We start from the raw sequence: 17,594 nt of genomic DNA, 5'->3' as shown, positions 1-17,594 counted from the left end.
TCTAGTGGCCGAGCTTGGTGATGTCTGTGCCCTTGGGCGTCATAAAGAACACCACAATGGAAACGGCCAGCAGGATGGTGCCGCCGACTAGGCCGGCCATAGACAGCGACTCGGTGAATGCTTCACCCGCAAATTGCTGCAGTTGTGGCAGGTCCAGAGCTTCTGCGGCGGCAACGGCACTGCCCAGGGAATCCTCGGCGGCTTCGATGATGTCGTTCGGCAATGCCAGGAAGGAGGGGCGCTCTTCTAAGTTGTTGCGGTACATCAGCGAAGAAATGCTGCCCAGGATGGCAATGCCCAAGGAAGCGCCAAATTCGTAGGCGGTATCTTCCATTGCAGAAGCATTGCCGGCCTTGCTCACTGGAGCACCGCCCAGAATCATCGCGGAGCCCACCGCTAGTGCACCCATGCCAGCACCAACCAGGACCAACGCGATGTAGATATCCGCGATGACCAGGTCTTCGCCCTGAATTCCCACGTAGAACAGTCCTGCGCCACCAAAGACCAAGGCCAGTGCGATAGTGGCACGCGTGCCGATGGACTGCGCCAATGGCGGTGCGCCGAGCGAAGAAACCGCAGCTGCCAGCGCAAGTGGCATTAGTTGTAGGCCTGCCTCGAAAGGAGTAGCGCCATTGACCAGCTGGAGCCATTGGGCCAGCAGGAGAAGGGCTGCGGACATCGCAAAGCTAGCGGTCAGTGCTGCAACAATGCCGGCGCTAAAGACGCGGTAGGTAAACAGGCGCATCTCAATGAGTGGGGCATCGCTGCGCAGGCAGCGCAAGACGAACCAGGTCAGCAGGGCAAGCCCGAACAGACCAGCAATCCAGGCGGAAGGAACAGCAAAGCTAATTTGCTTGCCGAATTCCTTGATGGCCCAGACCAGGGCGACCATGCCCACCAGGGACAACAGTGCGGCAAAGCCGTCCCAACGACCAGGGTTAGGCACCTTGGATTCAGGAACCCACAGCAAGGTACCGATGAGAGCCAAAACCATGAACGGAACACTGATGAGGAAGGCGGCCTGCCAGGAGAAGTTATCCAGCAAGATGCCACCGAGCAGCGGACCGACGGCGGCGCCCAGCCCGGCTACGGCAGCCCAGATGCTCAGCGCAGCGGCGCGTTCTTTGCCATCGGTGAAGATGACACGAATCATCGACAGCGTTGATGGCATGACCATGGCGGCGCCAAAGCCCAGCATGACACGGAGGGCAATAAGGAAGGCCGCGGACTCAGCGAAAATCACCAGGAAGCTGGCCAAGCCGATAATGAAGTAACCCAGTTTGAGCATGCGACGGCGTCCCCAGCGGTCACCAATGGATGCCATGGAGATCAGCATGCCGGCCATTACCAGCGAGTAAGCATCAATAATCCACAGCTGCTGGGTGCTGGTGGGCTGAATATCCGCACTGATCTGCGGGATAGCCACGTTCAGGATGGTCATATCCGTAGTAATGGCAATGAGCGCGAAGCTCAGCACAAAGTGTGCGGCCCAGCGCCGGGGACGAGACAACTGCGGTTGCTGCTGCACGTCCTTGGTCAGAGTGGTCACGTTTCATCTCCTTCAGAAACAGGCATGTTTAGAATTCCCCGGATAATTGCTTCCAGGGTCGGGCGGGGGAGCTGCTTGTTATGCACAGCGGCGTCAATGACATAGCCGTGGAGAAGCAGCATCAGTGTCTGAGCGCGAGTCGACCCAATGTAAGGGTCAAGGATTTCGCTGAAGCGCGATGACCAGTGCATGCCGAGGTCATGAATGTCTTCATTGAAGATTTCGGCGTAAGCCATTGCCGCATCCGCGTGGCTGCGACGGGGGTCGCTGTAGAAGTCGTCCAACATGCCTGCGAGGAATGCAGCTTCATCGTCAGCTTTTGCCATTCCCTCGGCGATGTAATCCAATTCTTGTTCTGATTCTTCACGCATCAGCTCTAAAGCTGACACACGTAAGTCGTCCAAAGTCTTGAAGTACTTGGTGGTCGTTCCTACGGCGACGCCTGCACGCTTTGCGACGGCCCGGTGGGTTAATGCCTCCGCGCCATCTTCAACGATGATGTCGCTGGCCGCCTTGCGGATTGCGCGAATACGAGCTTGCGGGTCGCGTTTGCGGGCTGCGGGTGATTCCTCCATGGCTAACCCCTCCCTTCCATGATGAGCTGGTCATTTCTATTAGCGTACAAACGTACACGTACAAATGTACATCAAGCAAGATGGCGCAATTCCGCACTGATATAGCGGGTGGTACTGAGGGGCTGGTTAAGAAACCTTCGGTGTCTTTTAGGTGAACGGAGAGTTAACTTTTCGCTGTGACGCGTGGGGTTTTCCGCCCAAAAACTCGGTGTGTCGTGCCGCACATGCGTGCCTACCTGCATTAACATGACAAATCGAGCGTAAAAATCGCTGGGTATATCCCAAACATTTGACACCGCCTAGCGTTTTGCTAAGGTTAACGTTAGGTTAACAACAGAGGTTGAAAGTAAAGGAGCTCCGCGATGATTAACGCAAACGAGCGCAAGTTCGACACCATCCGCAAGGATCTGCACGCTTCTTATGGCCAGAGCTACTCGGCAGAAGAAATTGATGCCAAGCTTGATGAGGTTATTGCGAAGCACACCGCCAGCGCGACGCTGGAAGAATACGTTCCCGTCATGGTGGAACGCGAGGTTAAGGATTACTTCGGCGAGCACCGCATGCACGTGCGTTTCTCGGCTGGTACCAACCACTCCCTGGCACAGGCTGCAGTGGCGCTAACCCGCAAGCACGCTGGTAACGCATTGCACGTCGACGCTGCTGTGGCTCACCCGGAGCACACCGAGGAAGGCCACATGGCCCACGTTCTCGGCGAGCGTGGCATGGGCGAGCAAGACCGCAATTACCTCGACGAGGTACGTACCGTGTCTATGCCGGATTTCATCGTTTACTTAGGCCGCGAACTGCCGCGCGATGAGGCCGGCAAGGACATCAAGATCTGGGATATCCCACAGGCAGAAAGCCTGGAAGAGACCCGCGATCTGGCCGATGACCTCGAGGCCCGCGTGCTCTACATGCTCAACCGCCTGGGCATTGAGCCGATTACGGAACGCGAGTCCGTCGACGCGTAATTACGCGTCCACATCTGAAGCCACTGGGAAAGCATCCCGGTGGCTTCCGCCTTTTCGGGCCCACTCCCACGCGTAGACAAAGGGCATGTAGTGGCTGCCAATGCCCGGGTGCCAGTGCGCATCGCCAAGCGTCGGCAGGGCATCGGAATGACGTGAGCGCTGGTATGCACTGTCAGGCAGGGTGGCTAGAACTGAGTGATACTCGCGCATCAGTGCTGCAAAGCGGGCACTAAAATCATTCAGCCCGCTGTGCAGATCCTGCGCACGGTCAATAATGCTGTCGAGTCGCTTCGCAATGCCGCCACCGCTGCGGGCGACACGCGTGCGGGCTTCTGCGACGTCATCAATGAAGTAATTCAGCTCCCGCATGCACAGATAGTCGTCGTTGCGTTCAATGCGGTTGAGCACTTCGACGTTTTCTACTGCATTGATCAACTTCATCACCGCAGCATGACAAGTCCGGACCTCGGAAGAGAGACTATAGAGTTGGCTGGCTCGAGCTTCTATATCGAGGCGACTGATGTGGCGTACTTCTGGGGTGAGATGCTCAACTTCAGTCTTGATTCCGGCCCAGTCCCTCTTAATCTCCGGCGGGGACAGCGGGCCATCGAGAGAGGCGATGTTGTAGTCGCCGCGGTCTTTGAGCTGTTGTAACTCCGGGAGCCGGGCATGCAGGAATGCTTGCTTGGCTACTAACTCGTGGAGCAAGCGCGTGCGCATCCAGAAAAAGACTGCGCCCACAATAAGCAGCAGGAATAAGCTAGCCACGACGAAAATCTGCCAGGTTTGTGCACCTTCGGCAGACTCCCGCCGAATCTCTGGGTTAGCCGCTGCCTTCGCACCATTGAGTAAGCCGATTTCATACATATTGTTCTCAATCGACGCGGCTATCTGGTCCAGGATGCCCGTGGTGCGCCCCGGGCCTGTGATGTTTAAGTCCTCGCAGATATCTGGGGAACAATCCACGGCCATAGTGCGTGGATCCAGGCCCACGCCGAGGACTAAGGTGCCGTCGTTAAGTTCGTCGTCGTTAAGCAGCTCCGGGTTGTTGTGACGAAAATCCAACCGAAAGGTTTCGGTGAGATCTTCGGTGTTTTCGACGTAGCTGGTGTAGACGACACGCTCGATGTCGGTAGGGAACTCAATACGCGCGGTTTCGCTGCGCAACATGGCTTCATGCTGCGGAGTAAGCACCTCGGCGTAATCGTAGACCAAGACCTCCGCCGGTTCCGCTGCTGCAGCAGGGACTGCAAAAAGGGACAGGAGTAGGGGGAGCATGGATTAGAAGTGTAGGCAATTTTATTAAAAGTTGCTGGATGTTAGGGCTCCCGCCCGTGGCAACTCTGCAGGGTTGGCCTGAGGAACTAAACTTAGGCATCTGAAATCTGCCTAAAAAGGAGAACCGTGACTACTTCTACGCGAGAGCCGCTTGCACGCATCCTGCTGCCGAAGCGCGGCGAGCCTTTCGATGTCCGCATGCTCTACCTGATCGAAGCGGAGCAGAACCGTGAGCGCCTGCGCTGGTCCGACCGTTCCAGCGTCACCATCCCGGCTGGCGAGGAAGTTTCCTTCCAGACCTACTTCAACTCTTTCCCGGCGTCCTACTGGCGCCGTTGGTCCCAGCTCGATTCCGTGGTCCTGGCCATGGACATCGACGGCCTGGCGAACGTGTCCATCTACCGCTCCAACCAGAATGGCCAACGCATCAGCGTAGACAACCACCTGGTGGACAGCGGCACCCATGAGTTTGAGATCCCGCTGCGTAACTTCGAAGACGGCGGTCTGCTGTGGTTCGACGTCACTGCAGAAAAAGAAACCATCGTCTCGAATGCTGCCTGGTGTGCGCCGCACGCCCCGCAGGCGCAGACGCTTCCCGATGGCAGCGAGCTGCCGGCGGCAGAGAAGCGCGTGGCTGTCGGCATTCCGACCTTTAACCGTCCGGCTGATGCTGTTGCCGCACTGCAGGCACTGCAAAAGGACCCGGTCGTCGACGAGATCATCGACTACGTACTGATGCCGGACCAGGGCAACCAGCACCCGGCTGATTACCCAGGCTACGACGAGGCCGTCGCGCACTTCGGTGAGCGTTTCCGCGAATTCCGCCAGGGCAACCTGGGCGGTTCCGGTGGTTACTCCCGCATCATGTATGAAGCACTGGAAAACACCGACTCGCCGTTCATCCTCTACATGGACGATGACATCGCGATTGAGCCGGATTCCATCCTGCGTGCTGTTCAGGTAGCCCGCTACGCTGCCTCGCCGATCATCGTTGGTGGTCAGATGCTTAACCTGCAGGAGCGCTCGCAGCTGCGCACCTCCGGTGAAAAGGTTCACCGCCATGACTTCATGTGGGGTGCCGCAGAAAATGCCGTCTACGACCACGACTTTGCCGAGCACCCACTAAATGATCTGGGCGATGCCGCATCCCGTCGCGATATCGGCTACGAAGAAGCCCACAAGGATCCGACCAAGTACAACTCGCGTGACCTGCACCGTCGCGTCGATGTGGAATACAACGGCTGGTGGATGTGCCTCTTCCCACGCGTAGTCGCAGAGACCAACGGTCAGCCACTGCCGCTGTTTATTAAGTGGGATGACACCGAGTACTCCCTGCGTGCAGCGCAGAATGGCTTCCCGACGGTGACCTGGCCAGGCGCTGCCATCTGGCACATGGCCTGGACCGACAAGGACGACGCCATTGACTGGCAGGCCTACTTCCACCTGCGCAACCGCCTGATTGTCGCCGCGCTCTACCACGACGGTGACCCAGCTGGAATTTCGAAGTCGATTTTCAAGTCCACGCTCAAGCACACCATGTGCATGGAATACTCCACCATGGCTATCCAGCTCGAAGCCATGCGTGACTTCCTGCGCGGACCAGGCCAGCTCTTCGACATCCTGGAGACCTCCCTGCCGCGCATCAACAAGATTCGCTCGGAATACTCTGATGCGGTCGTCATCGACTCTGCAGACGAGCTGCCGGCACCGACCGGCGCGCCGGGCGTTCCGACCAAGAACGTCCGTGGCGCACTGGGCAAGGTCCGCAAGCTGCGCTGGGCCGCCAAGGGCCTGAAGAACATGCTGAGCAAGGAAGACCCGGCTCACCACGAAGCACCGCAGCTGAACCTCACCGCGAATGAGGCCCGCTGGTTTACCTTGTCCCAGCTCGATTCGGCGACCGTGTCCACCGCAGGTGGCACTGGCGTGGCCTTCCGCAAGCGCGACCGCGAGCTGGCTCGCGACCTGGTCAAGCAGACCCGCGAGCTGCTCAAGGAAATCGAGGACAACTTCGATGACCTGCGCGAGAAGTACCGCGAGGCCCTGCCGGAGCTGACCGCACGTGAGTCCTGGAAGAAGGTCTTCGATGCCCAATAAGCTCTCCGTTGCAGAGTCACACGTACTGGAAAACATCCAGCAGGCAGCATTCGACGTCCCGGGCGTTCTGCCCACCGCACGGGGCTTAAGCCATTTTGGTGAGCATGCTTTGGGCTGGATGGGTCTGGCTGCGTTGGGAGCGGGCATCGATAAGCGTCGGCGCCGCCGGTGGGCTGCAGTGGGCTTTTCTGCCTTCAGCGCGCATGCTGCCAGCGTGATTTTAAAGCGCGTGGTGCGTCGTCGCCGTCCGGATTATTCCTACGTTCGCATTGGCGTGGGTACTCCGTCTAAGCTTTCCTTCCCGTCCTCGCATTCGACCTCGACTGCAGCGTTCCTCTATGCAGTGGCACGCATGACGGGCAACTCCGCACCGCTGTTGGGTGTGCCGGTGATGATGGCCTCGCGTATGGTTCTCGGGGTGCATTACCCCTCTGATACCGCGTGCGGTGCCGCACTGGGCATGGCGACTGCAGAAACGATTTACCAACTAGAAAGGAAGTACGCATGAGCGATCTGAGACCAGACGACGGTAGCCAACGCGTCTTCCACTCCGAACCTCACACGTCCGGTATTGACACCGGTCGCAAGCGCAAGCCACCGAAGAACCTCGCCGATGGCATGGTCAAGGCGCTGCGCCCGAAGCAGTGGGTCAAAAACGTCCTCGTGCTGGCTGCTCCGGCAGCTGCGGGTGCTGATGCGCTCTTCCACAGCCGAGTGCTTCTCGACGTCCTGCTGGCGTTTATCGTCTTCTGCCTTGGCGCGTCCTCGATCTACCTGATCAACGATGCCAAGGACGTTGAGGCCGACCGGGAGCACCCGACCAAGCGCTTCCGCCCGATTGCCGCAGGCGTGCTGCCGGTGGGCTTGGCCTATGCCATGACTGTGGCGCTCATTGTGGCGTCGATTGGTCTGTCCTTCCTGGCTACCGACGGTGTCTCGCTGGCTATCGTGATGGCCGTCTACATTGCGCTGCAGTTGGGCTACTGCTTCGGCTGGAAGCACCTGCCAGTGATTGATATCGGACTGGTGTCTTCTGGCTTTATGCTGCGTACGATGGCCGGCGGTGTCGCTGCAGGCATTGAGCTGTCCCAGTGGTTCTTGCTGGTGGCAGCCTTTGGTTCGCTGTTTATGGCTTCCGGTAAGCGCTACTCGGAGATCCTCCTGGCAGAGCGCACCGGCGCGAAAATTCGTAAGTCCCTGGAGGGCTACACCCCGACCTACTTGCGTTTCGTCTGGACTCTGGCCGCTACGGCCGTGGTGATGTCGTATTCGCTGTGGGGCTTTGAGCTGTCCAACTCTGCTGTTGGTGCCGCGGCTGTTTGGTACCAGGTCTCCATGGTTCCGTTTACCATTGCGATTCTGCGCTATGCCGCTGACGTCGACCGCGGTCATGGTGGCGCACCGGATGAAATCGCACTAGAGGACCGTGTCCTGCAGATTCTCGCCCTGGCATGGCTGGCGTGTATCGCTATGGCTGTCTACATCATCCCTGCGTTGTAGTTAGACCCTCGAAACTGTAGACTCGTGTCTCGTGTTTAACACCGATAACAAGATTACGCAGCAGCGCGTCGCGCTAGGAAGCGTCATTGTTATCGGTGTTCTGGCGTTTTGGGGTGGTTTCACCCGCCGCTGGATGTCGGATGATGGCCTCATTGTCCTGCGTACTGTCCGCAACTTAGAAGCCGGCAACGGCCCGGTTTTCAATGTGGGCGAGCGCGTCGAGGCAAACACTTCGACGCTGTGGCAGTACCTCATCTACATCGTCCGCGTGATTACGGGCGCTCCGCTCGAAGGCATTGCCATTTGGTTAGGCCTTCTGCTTTCTGTCGCCGCATTAGTTGTTGGCACCTGGGCGACTGCAACCCGCCTGGGCCGCGGCCATATTGTGCTGCCAGCCGGTGCACTGGTCTACATTGCTATTTCGCCCGCCCGCGACTTTTTTACCTCCGGTCTGGAGTGGGGCCTGTCGATCTTCTACCTGGCGATGCTGTGGCTGTTGCTGCTGCGCTGGGGCGATAGCAACCGCTATAGCACCGATTGGAGTCCTTACATCCTGGCCTTCTGGGCCGGGCTGTCCTGGCTGGTGCGCCCAGAACTCGCTTTGTATGGCGGGCTGACCGGCATACTGCTGCTGGCCGCTCACCGCAATTGGCGGCAGTGGCTCGGTATTTTCGGTGCCGCTCTGCCGGTGCCGCTGGCCTACCAAATCTTCCGTATGGGCTACTACGGCCTGCTAACACCGCACACGGCGGTGGCGAAATCGGCATCGGAGAGCGCTTGGGGCTCCGGCTGGAACTACCTGGTGGACTTGGTGCAGCCTTACGCGCTGTATCTGCCGCTGATTGCATTGGTGGCCGCTGGCATGTGGGTCGTACCGCAGAAGCTGCGCAGCATGCCGACGGTGACCTACCTGCTCATCGGTGCAGGTGTGCTGCATACCCTCTACGTCCTGCGCGTCGGCGGTGACTTCATGCACGGTCGCATGCTGTTGCTTCCGCTATTCGCCATCCTGCTGCCTTTCTTTGTGCTGCCGTGGCGCAACTGGATTACTGCGGTGGCTTCCGCATTCTGTGCAGTTTGGGCTGTGGCCGTTGTGCTGTTTTCTTCTCCTTATGAGGACCAGGACTACGACCAGGAACTTGCAGTGGTCGATGAACGCGACTTCTGGACGGAAATTACTTTCCGCGAAGAAGGCGATGCCCCGAAGACTGCTGAGGACTTCCTCCCTGCACTGAGCATGAATGGATACCCGGAGGCCGTCGAGAAGCTTGACGCTGGCGATGCTTTTGCTACCCGTTACCTCGAAAACGAGGAGCCGAAGACCTTCAACTGGTGGACCAGCAAGCCTGCGGAAGGAACGACTGAACCGCCGACGCTGTACTTCATGAACCTCGGTATGACATCGATGAACGCACCTCTGAATGTGCGCGTGCTGGATCCGATTGGTCTGGCCACGCCGATGGCAGCGCGTCAGCCGCGCCTGGAGGACGGTCGTATTGGTCACGATAAGTTCTTGCCAATCGAGTGGTGGTACGCCGATTCCGGTACCGATCCGGACGATATTCCGGCCTGGGTCGATGATGACAAGGTGGAAGCTGCGCGCGAGGCATTGCAGCAACCGCAGTTCCAGGAGCTGTTCGCCAGCTATCGGGATCCGCTCACAGCCGGGCGTTTCTGGGAAAACATTAAATTTTCCCTGACTGAGGGGCGCACCCTTACATTGTTGGCAGATCCCTATGATTACCTGCGCTAACCCCAGCTTTAACGACTTGCGTGCGGTGTTTTGTTGACAGGTAGGCTAGGCTATTAGCCAATGTTGTTACGGAACCGTGATGTTAACGGTTTTGGTTGGTCGCGCGATATGACCAAAAGACTTACCTTTCTACAAGTGAATGGAGCGACATGAACGCATCGACTTCTGCGCTGAAGAGCCGCGTCCTTGCGGTGCTGACCGCTATCGCAGTTGCAATGGGCATGGCATATGTCGCAGGCACCCCGCAGGCACAGGCTGCCCCGCGTGACTACCTGCGCCATGATTCCAACGGCATGTGCACCTGGGATCCGGTTATGTACTACGTCCAGCGCTGTGACGTCTGGTCGGAGTCTATGGGCCGCCACATCCCGGTCCAGATTCAGCCGGCTAAGAACGGCGGCAACGCTGGTCTGTACCTCCTGGACGGTCTGCGTGCTCGCAACGACACCAACGCATGGGTCAAGGACGTCAACGCCGCTAAGACCTACGAGCACCACAACATCACTCTCGTGATGCCAGTGGGCGGCGAGGCTTCCTTCTACCAGGACTGGCGCGGTCCGGCGACCTACGACCTGGTTAACCCGGTTAACTACAAGTGGGAGACCTTCCTGACCAGCGAGCTGCCAGGCTACCTGGAGCGCAACTTCGGTGTTGCTCGCAACAACAACTCCATTGCTGGTCTGTCCATGGGTGGTACCGCCGCAATCACTCTGGCTGGCAAGCACCCGAACCAGTTCCGTCAGGCACTGTCCTACTCCGGCTACCTGACCACCTCCATTCCGGGTGCTCACACCTTCATGCGTCTGGCACTGCTGGATGCTGGCGGATACAACATCAACGCTATGTACGGCACCATGATCAGCCCGCAGCGTTTCGAAAACGATCCGTTCATGCAGATCCAGAACCTGCGCAACACTGACGTTTACATCTCTGCAGCATCCGGTATCCCGGGTCCGGGCGATGCAAGCTACCTGCCGCAGCACCGCGCATCTGGTGCCGTGCTGGAGGGCTTCGCCAACGTCACCACCCGCGCATTCGAGGTCGGTGCCCGCGTACAGGGCGTCAACGTCACCACCAACTACCCGGGCCAGGGCCTGCACAACTGGAAGCAGTTCGGCTACCAGCTGGAGCGCTCCAAGCCACAGGTTCTCAACGTGATGAACGCCTGGTAATAGCTTCGACGTAACAACGCTTACGTAACAACACTTCTGCCGCTCTCCCTTAGGGAGGGCGGCATTAGTCGTGCGAGGGCTGCTCTAGCGCTGACCGGAGAATTTCGAGCGCCTTGCGCAGTTCTTCATCGCTTAAGTGGCCAAAGCCCAAGACGATGCCTTCTTCTGCGGCAGCACCACCCCAGTAGTCACGGAGGGGTTTCAGGCTTAGCCCATTGTCGGCAGCGCGTTCCACAACAGCTTCGTCACAGAGCAACACCGCGTGCAGGCCACCGATGATGGGAAGCAGGGTGGCGCCAGGGACATCGGAAAGTATGTCCTGCACCACATCACGGCGGCGCTTGTAGGCTCTGCGCATGCGGCCGGTGTGGCGTCGCAAAGCACCGCTGGCCATGTAGTGCGCCAAAGCTGCTTGGGGGATGGCACCGACGGGTTGGCCAAAGATGCGACGGATATCCGCCACTGGTTCCAGGAGTCGTTCGGGTAAAACAACGTAGCCACAGGCAATCGACGGCGAAATCACTGACGAGAACGTGCCGAGCAAGACAGTGTGTTCGGGTCCGAGGGCTGTCAGGGCGGGCAGAGGCTGGCCAACATAGCGCAGTTCAGAGTCGAAGTCGTCTTCAATGATGAGGGCATCGTGATCGCGTGCCCACTCAACGAGTGCGGCCCGGCGTGCAGCTGGCAGGGAGGTGCCGTAAGGGTACTGATGGCTGGGCGTGACGATGAGCGCGTCGAGTACACCAGGGACCGTGACACCGTCGTGGTCAGTCGGGACTTCGATAAGGTCGTGGCCCAAGGCGGCTGGGATGCGTCGTAGGCTCGGGTATCCGGGTGATTCCACGCCAATGCGCAGGTGCCCGCCAATGGCGCGGAGAAGGAGCGTAAGTCCATCGCGGGCGCCGGCGGTGACCACAATGCGCCGCGGGTCGACTTTCAGCCCGCGCATGTGTCGCAGATGATGGGCGATCTCGCGGGGAAGTTCGGTGGTATCAGACAGCGGATGATTGGCTGCCTCCCGCCATGCGGCCCGCCATTCGGGGGTAAGAATGCCAGCGGTGTCGGGCAGCCCCGGAGTCAGTGTGAGTCCTGTCGATGCACGCTTGTTCGCAAGCGGGCCGGGGGTTTCCGGGGCCTGTGCATGCGGCAGTTGCGGGTTGATGACCGTGCCCGACCCGACCGCGGCAGTGAGGTAGCCCTCGGCAGTGAGTTGGTCGTAGGCGGTAACGACGCTACCTCGGGAAACACCTAGTTGCGTGGCGAGTGCACGGGTGGACAGAACGCGTTCACCGGGCAGCAGAATTCCCTTCGTGACTTGGCCGCGTATTGCCTCAGCAATCTGGATGGGTAAGGCACGGGAAACGTCTGGTTCAAGGCGAAGGGGCATGCGCTCATCATAAGTGGTCTAATCGTATCGCGTAGAAATGGCTCTTGTCTTGGTCCATTTGTCGGTTCAAGATATCTCGCATGACTGACAACAAGATTGGAACCACCCGCGTGAAGCGCGGACTCGCAGACATGCTCAAAGGCGGCGTCATCATGGACGTCGTTACTCCCGAACAAGCCCGCATTGCAGAAGATGCCGGTGCGGCTGCCGTCATGGCACTGGAAAGGGTGCCTGCCGATATCCGCGCCCAAGGTGGTGTGGCCCGCATGTCCGACCCGGACCTCATCGAAGGCATCGTGGATGCGGTGTCCATTCCGGTGATGGCGAAGTCCCGCATCGGCCACTTCGTCGAAGCACAGATCTTGGCCGAACTCGGCGTCGACTTTATCGACGAGTCGGAGGTGCTCTCCCCGGCCGACTACGTCAACCACATCAACAAGTGGGACTTTGAGGTTCCTTTCGTCTGTGGTGCGACCAACTTAGGCGAGGCCCTGCGCCGCATTACTGAGGGTGCCGCCATGATTCGTTCCAAGGGCGAAGCCGGTACCGGCGATGTCTCGGAAGCCGTCAAGCACCTGCGCACCATTCGCAGCGAGATCGCGCGTTTGCGAAACCTCGACAAAGATGAGCTCTACGTCGCAGCGAAGGAACTGCAGGCACCTTATGACTTGGTGGCGGAAGTCGCTGAGACCGGCAAGCTGCCAGTGGTCCTGTTCGTTGCCGGTGGTGTGGCAACGCCTGCCGATGCCGCCTTGGTCCGTCAGATGGGCGCCGAAGGTGTCTTTGTGGGCTCCGGCATTTTCAAATCCGGGGAACCAGCCAAGCGTGCCGCCGCCATTGTGCAGGCCGCCACCCTCTACGACCAGCCAGCTGAACTGGCCCGCATCAGCCGTGGCCTGGGCGAGGCCATGGTGGGTATCAATGTCGCTGATGTGCCTGCTCCGCATCGTCTTGCTGAGCGTGGCTGGTAGTGGTGGGTTCACCACTGATTGGCATCCTCTCCCTGCAAGGTGGCGTGGAAGAACACGCCACCATCCTCGAATCTCTCGGCGCCACCGTGCGCCGGGTGCGCTTACCCGGTGACTTAGAGGGCCTCGACGGGATTGTGCTGCCGGGCGGGGAATCAAGCACCATCGACAAGCTTGCCCGCACTCTTGGCTTAGCCGAACCGCTGTACCGGGCTATCCTCCCAGTGCAGAGTGAGAAAGACAAAGGGGAGAGAAGCCAGACAAGGACCGAAAGGCCAGAGAGAAAAGGGCTGCCGGTCCTGGCTACCTGCGCAGGTCTCATCTATTCCGCTAAGGAAATAGAGAATCCCGCGCCGGGGCAACAGACCCTCGGCATTCTGGATGCGACGGTGCGTCGTAATGCCTTTGGCAACCAGCGCTTTTCCACAGAACGAACCGTTCCTATTGACCTCCCAGGTGACGTTTCTGCCGCGGTGGAAGTTCCTTTTACCGTGGAGGCGTCGTTTATCCGGGCGCCTATAGTCACGCGAGTTGGTGAGGGTGTCGACGTGATCGCACGGGTTGCTGGTGGCGGTCTCGGTGATGTGGACGGTGAGGACACGTTCACCGTCGGTGTGAGGCAAGACAATGTGTGGGCGCTGAGCTTTCATCCGGAAGAAAACGGTGATGAGAGAGTGCATGCGGCGTGGTTGCAGGAATGTAGCTAGGGCAAAGTATGTGAGCTTAGGCGTGTCGCCTGTCCAAACCCTCAAGTTGAACTTAAACTTGAGCGCACAATAGACAGCCACCGCATCCTGGTGTCCGGAGGAGGGGAACCTTCGGAACGTGAGATGCCTCCTCGACATACCTACAAGGACTCATCCATGCCTAAAAATGCGTCTCTACGTTCCCAGCGGGCTCGTAAGGGCCTGACCGTTGCCGCACTTCCAACCGCCGTTGCCGTGGGCTTGGCCTTGCTGCCGAGCGCGGCCGCACAGTCGTCCCTAGGTGATTTGAGCTCCAACTCGAGCCTGTCGGATGCAATCGCACCGCAGGATCCGCCGAAGCGTACTCCGATTAACACTGAGTACCCGGACGTTGAAGGCTTGCCCGAGGGCGTCGACATCAAGCGTGTGGAATACCTGACCAATCGCAACCTGATGGTCTATATCCAGTCCGCAGCGATGCCGAACGAGGACATGAAGGTCCAGATTCAGCTGGCCCGTGACTGGTACGCCAACCCGGACAAGACCTTCCCGGAGGTCTGGGCACTGGATGGCCTGCGCGCACGTGACGACGAGTCCGGCTGGACCATCGAGACCAACATCGAGGACCAGTACGCTGACCGTAACGTCAACCTGATTATGCCGGTCGGCGGCGAGTCTTCCTTCTACGCTGACTGGGAAAAGCCAGACCAGGGCAAGCACTACAAGTGGGAGACCTTCCTGACCAAGGAGCTCATCCCGATTTTGGACAAGCAGTTCCGCTCCAATCAGAAGCGTGCACTGACTGGTATTTCCATGGGCGGTACCGCTGCTATCAACCTGGCTGAGCGCAACCCGCAACTGTTTGACTTCGTGGGTTCCTTCTCCGGTTACTTGGACACCACCACTCAGGGCATGCCGCAGGCCATCCAGGCTGCACAGCTGGATGCCGGTGGATACCGCTCGACCAACATGTGGGGCCCGATTGGTTCCCAGAATTGGATCGACCACGACCCGAAGCTGGGTATTGAGAACCTCAAGGACATGACGGTCTACGTCTCCTCTGGTTCCGGTAAGGATGACTTCGGCGACCCCGAGTCCGTGGCTAAGGGTCCGGCTAACCTGGCCGGCATGGGCCTGGAGGTCATCTCCCGTATGTCCACCCAGACCTTCCTGAAGTACGCTGACCGTGCAGGCGTGAAGCCGATTGCTAAGTTCCGTCCTTCCGGCGTGCACTCCTGGGAGTACTGGCAGTTCGAAATGAACCAGGCCTGGTCTGACATCGCTGACTCCCTTGACATTGCGAAGGAAGACCGCGGTGCAGAATGCACCCCGATCGGTGCTATCAAGGCTGAGGCAGCGAAGTACAAGGACCTGGGTACCTGCCTGAACAATGAGTATGACGCCGAAGATGGTAAGGCACAGGACTTCCGTGGCGGCGCTGTGTACTGGTCCCCGGATACCGGCGCGCACGCCCTGTGGGGCCGCATTGGCGCTCGTTACTCCGAAATCGGTGGCCCGAGCTCCTGGCTGGGTTTCCCGAAGACCTCTGAGCTGACCACCCCGGATGGGAAGGGTCGTTTCGTCCACTTCGAGAATGGCTCTATCTACTGGTCGCCGCAGACCGGTGCATGGGAGGTCCCCCGTGACATTATGAGCAAGTGGGGCGCAACTAAATGGGAGCAGGGCACCTTCAAGTACCCGACTTCCAGTCTGCAGAGCGTGGGCCGCGGCCTGCAGCAGTTCTTCCAGGGTGGTGTGATTACCCGCAACCCGGACAACAACAACTACACCGTGTACGGCGCTATTGGCGCTAAGTACAAGGAGCTCGACGGTGCGAAGTCCGCGCTGGGCTTCCCGGTCGCTGAGGAGCGTCCGGTCCCACGTAATGGCCGCATGCAGGAATTTGAGCACGGTTACATCTACTGGTCGGCTCGTACCGGTGCGCACTACGTGATGAAGGGCAACATCTACAACGAGTGGGGCAAGCGTGGTTGGGAGTCTGGCAAGCTGGGCTTCCCGACGAAGGACTTCTCCGAAATCGCTGCTGGTGGTCTGACTCAGGAATTCGAGAATGGCCGCATCAGCGAGGTCATGGGTCGTATTCGAGTAGAGGAAAGGTAATATGCGCCGCGTAATTCTCAGCGCCTTGGCAGCTGGTGCTGCCACGGTGTTGGCTGCGTGCGGTTCCGCAACGGTTGATAACGAGGAACCGACCTCAGTCGCACCGCTGGAACGTGAATCAGCAGAAGCGTCAACGGAAGAATCCTCGAGTGAGTCGACCTCCTCGGAAGCCGATTCTGAGTCGTCGGAAGGCGGCTCCGAGCAGGCCGCACAGGACCGTGGGGCCCGTGAGGTCTCCGCTATCCCGGAGCCGGAGGAAGAAACCGATACTCCGGATGCAAAGTTCTTAGGCGCGTTGTCTGATGCCGGACTCGATACCGACGGTGTCGAAGATCAGGTCATCAGCGCTGCACAAGGTTCGTGCGAAAGTGAGTCCAATGTCACCGTGCAGGCAGTAGCTGGCCAGCTCATTGAGCAGGGCCGCACGGACATGCCTTTCGAGGAGCTCACTGGACTTCTCGAGGACCAAGCACGCACAGCGTATTGCTAGTTCGCACGCAGTCAATTGGCTGTCGCACAAGGTAAAACATATTCATGCGTAAATTTCTCACCATTCTGGCTGTTGTGGTCCTCATCGGCGTTATTGGCGCAGGTGCAGTGGAGTTTTTAAACAACCAGCGCACCTCCGATCAGGCGGAGCAACCGACTGACGAACCCGGCCCCATTGGACCAGCGCAACCGGAATGGTGCCCGGCGGTGGAGTTTATCTCCGCGCCTGGTACGTGGGAGTCCGCCAAGGATGATGATCCGGAAAATCCCCAAGCCAACCCGCGCTCGTTCATGCTGTCTATTACGAACCCGCTGCGCGAGGCTTACCCGGAAGATCAGCTCAAGGTGTGGACCCTGCCGTACACGGCGCAGTTTAAAAACCTCAACGCCCAACATGAGATGAGCTACGACGACTCCCGCGAGGAGGGCACTGCCCGCCTGGAGGAGGAGTTGAGCTACATGCATGACAACTGCCCGATGACTAAGTTCATTCTGTCGGGCTTTTCCCAGGGTGCGGTCATCGTCGGTGACGTTGCTGACCGCATTGGCGGCGGTCAGGGCGTCGTGCCTGCCGATGCCGTTGCCGGCGTAGCCATCATTGCCGACGGTCGTCGTCAGCCAGGCGTGGGTATCAACCCTGGTGCCGAGGTCGACGGCATTGGTGCAGAAATTGCTTTGCAGCCTGTCGAGGGGCTGATCCAAGCAGTCGTACCGGGTGCCTCCATGCGCGGTGAGCGCGAGTTTGGATTCGGTGAATTGGCCGACCGTACCTACGAAATCTGTGCGCCAAACGATGCCATCTGTGATGCCCCGCGCGGCATCGTTAATGGCCTAGAGCGTGCCATGGATCTTATCGAGGCCAACGGTGTGCACGCGATGTATGCGTATAACGATTCTGTCTTTGATGGCACCACTACAAACTTGTGGGTTATAGACTGGGCCAAGCAGACGATTGATGCGGCTGCGGCCTAAAGCGTCACAGAGCATAAGAAATTTGGGTGAGGCGTAACGAATGCCACACTCCTTTTGATATTTTGAGTAACAAAAG

General features: G+C 59.0%; 15 protein-coding genes. 11 read left to right on the top strand and 4 right to left on the bottom strand.

What is annotated here, in order from left to right:
- Position 1 precedes the first annotated feature (1 nt).
- On the bottom strand, positions 2-1,549 hold the full coding sequence (locus tag UL81_RS10580; protein ID WP_236684470.1) for an MFS transporter: 1,548 nt from the start codon (positions 1,547-1,549) through the stop codon (positions 2-4).
- Positions 1,546-2,124 (bottom strand): TetR/AcrR family transcriptional regulator, encoded by a 579-nt coding sequence (locus tag UL81_RS10575; RefSeq protein WP_035106337.1) that lies wholly within the window; start codon positions 2,122-2,124, stop codon positions 1,546-1,548. The genes UL81_RS10580 and UL81_RS10575 overlap by 4 nt, the downstream gene beginning before the upstream one ends.
- Before the next feature lie 362 nt (positions 2,125-2,486).
- On the opposite strand from UL81_RS10575, the gene UL81_RS10570 reads away from it, so the two are divergent.
- On the top strand, positions 2,487-3,095 hold the full coding sequence (locus tag UL81_RS10570) for a three-helix bundle dimerization domain-containing protein (RefSeq protein WP_035106339.1): 609 nt from the start codon (positions 2,487-2,489) through the stop codon (positions 3,093-3,095).
- On the opposite strand, the gene UL81_RS10565 is transcribed toward UL81_RS10570, so the two are convergent.
- A complete protein-coding gene (locus tag UL81_RS10565) occupies positions 3,096-4,373 on the bottom strand; it encodes a hypothetical protein (RefSeq protein ID WP_035106342.1) in 1,278 nt (425 codons plus the stop codon).
- Positions 4,374-4,499: 126 nt separating this feature from the next.
- On the opposite strand from UL81_RS10565, the gene UL81_RS10560 reads away from it, so the two are divergent.
- From UL81_RS10560 to UL81_RS10540, 5 genes are all read left to right on the top strand, one after another.
- Positions 4,500-6,470 (top strand): glycosyltransferase, encoded by a 1,971-nt coding sequence (locus UL81_RS10560; protein ID WP_046453587.1) that lies wholly within the window; start codon positions 4,500-4,502, stop codon positions 6,468-6,470.
- Positions 6,460-6,978: a phosphatase PAP2 family protein gene (locus UL81_RS10555; RefSeq protein WP_035106345.1), complete on the top strand. Its 519-nt coding sequence runs from the start codon at positions 6,460-6,462 to the stop codon at positions 6,976-6,978. The genes UL81_RS10560 and UL81_RS10555 overlap by 11 nt, the downstream gene beginning before the upstream one ends.
- Positions 6,975-7,970, top strand: a complete 996-nt coding sequence (locus UL81_RS10550; protein WP_035106347.1) for a decaprenyl-phosphate phosphoribosyltransferase — start codon at positions 6,975-6,977, stop codon at positions 7,968-7,970. The genes UL81_RS10555 and UL81_RS10550 overlap by 4 nt, the downstream gene beginning before the upstream one ends.
- Positions 7,971-8,001: 31 nt before the next feature.
- The gene (locus UL81_RS10545) at positions 8,002-9,723 is read left to right on the top strand and encodes a hypothetical protein (RefSeq protein WP_046453586.1); all 1,722 of its coding nucleotides are present in this window, start codon (positions 8,002-8,004) and stop codon (positions 9,721-9,723) included.
- A gap of 149 nt (positions 9,724-9,872) precedes the next feature.
- The gene (locus UL81_RS10540) at positions 9,873-10,895 is read left to right on the top strand and encodes an alpha/beta hydrolase (protein ID WP_035106350.1); all 1,023 of its coding nucleotides are present in this window, start codon (positions 9,873-9,875) and stop codon (positions 10,893-10,895) included.
- 64 nt (positions 10,896-10,959) lie between these two features.
- Here UL81_RS10540 and pdxR read toward each other — a convergent pair whose 3' ends face one another.
- On the bottom strand, positions 10,960-12,282 hold the full coding sequence (gene pdxR / locus UL81_RS10535) for a MocR-like pyridoxine biosynthesis transcription factor PdxR (protein ID WP_035106352.1): 1,323 nt from the start codon (positions 12,280-12,282) through the stop codon (positions 10,960-10,962).
- Between the two features lie 80 nt (positions 12,283-12,362).
- Between pdxR and pdxS the strand changes: the two genes are divergently transcribed.
- The 5 genes from pdxS to UL81_RS10510 all read left to right on the top strand — a co-directional run bounded on the left by pdxS (position 12,363) and on the right by UL81_RS10510 (position 17,518).
- Positions 12,363-13,253 (top strand): pyridoxal 5'-phosphate synthase lyase subunit PdxS, encoded by an 891-nt coding sequence (pdxS, locus tag UL81_RS10530; RefSeq protein WP_035106354.1) that lies wholly within the window; start codon positions 12,363-12,365, stop codon positions 13,251-13,253.
- A 44-nt stretch (positions 13,254-13,297) separates the two neighbouring features.
- A complete protein-coding gene (locus tag UL81_RS10525; RefSeq protein ID WP_046453585.1) occupies positions 13,298-13,957 on the top strand; it encodes a pyridoxal 5'-phosphate synthase glutaminase subunit PdxT in 660 nt (219 codons plus the stop codon).
- Between the two features lie 156 nt (positions 13,958-14,113).
- The gene (locus tag UL81_RS10520) at positions 14,114-16,057 is read left to right on the top strand and encodes an alpha/beta hydrolase-fold protein (RefSeq protein WP_046453584.1); all 1,944 of its coding nucleotides are present in this window, start codon (positions 14,114-14,116) and stop codon (positions 16,055-16,057) included.
- Between the two features lies 1 nt (position 16,058).
- Positions 16,059-16,547: a DUF732 domain-containing protein gene (locus UL81_RS10515; protein ID WP_035106357.1), complete on the top strand. Its 489-nt coding sequence runs from the start codon at positions 16,059-16,061 to the stop codon at positions 16,545-16,547.
- A gap of 44 nt (positions 16,548-16,591) precedes the next feature.
- Positions 16,592-17,518, top strand: coding sequence for a cutinase family protein (locus UL81_RS10510; protein WP_035106360.1), 927 nt, complete (start codon positions 16,592-16,594; stop codon positions 17,516-17,518).
- Positions 17,519-17,594: the final 76 nt, after the last annotated feature.

The organism is Corynebacterium camporealensis (genome assembly GCF_000980815.1).
GTDB classification, from domain to species: Bacteria; Actinomycetota; Actinomycetes; order Mycobacteriales; family Mycobacteriaceae; genus Corynebacterium; species Corynebacterium camporealense.
This window is presented reverse-complemented; position numbering and strand designations above follow the sequence as displayed.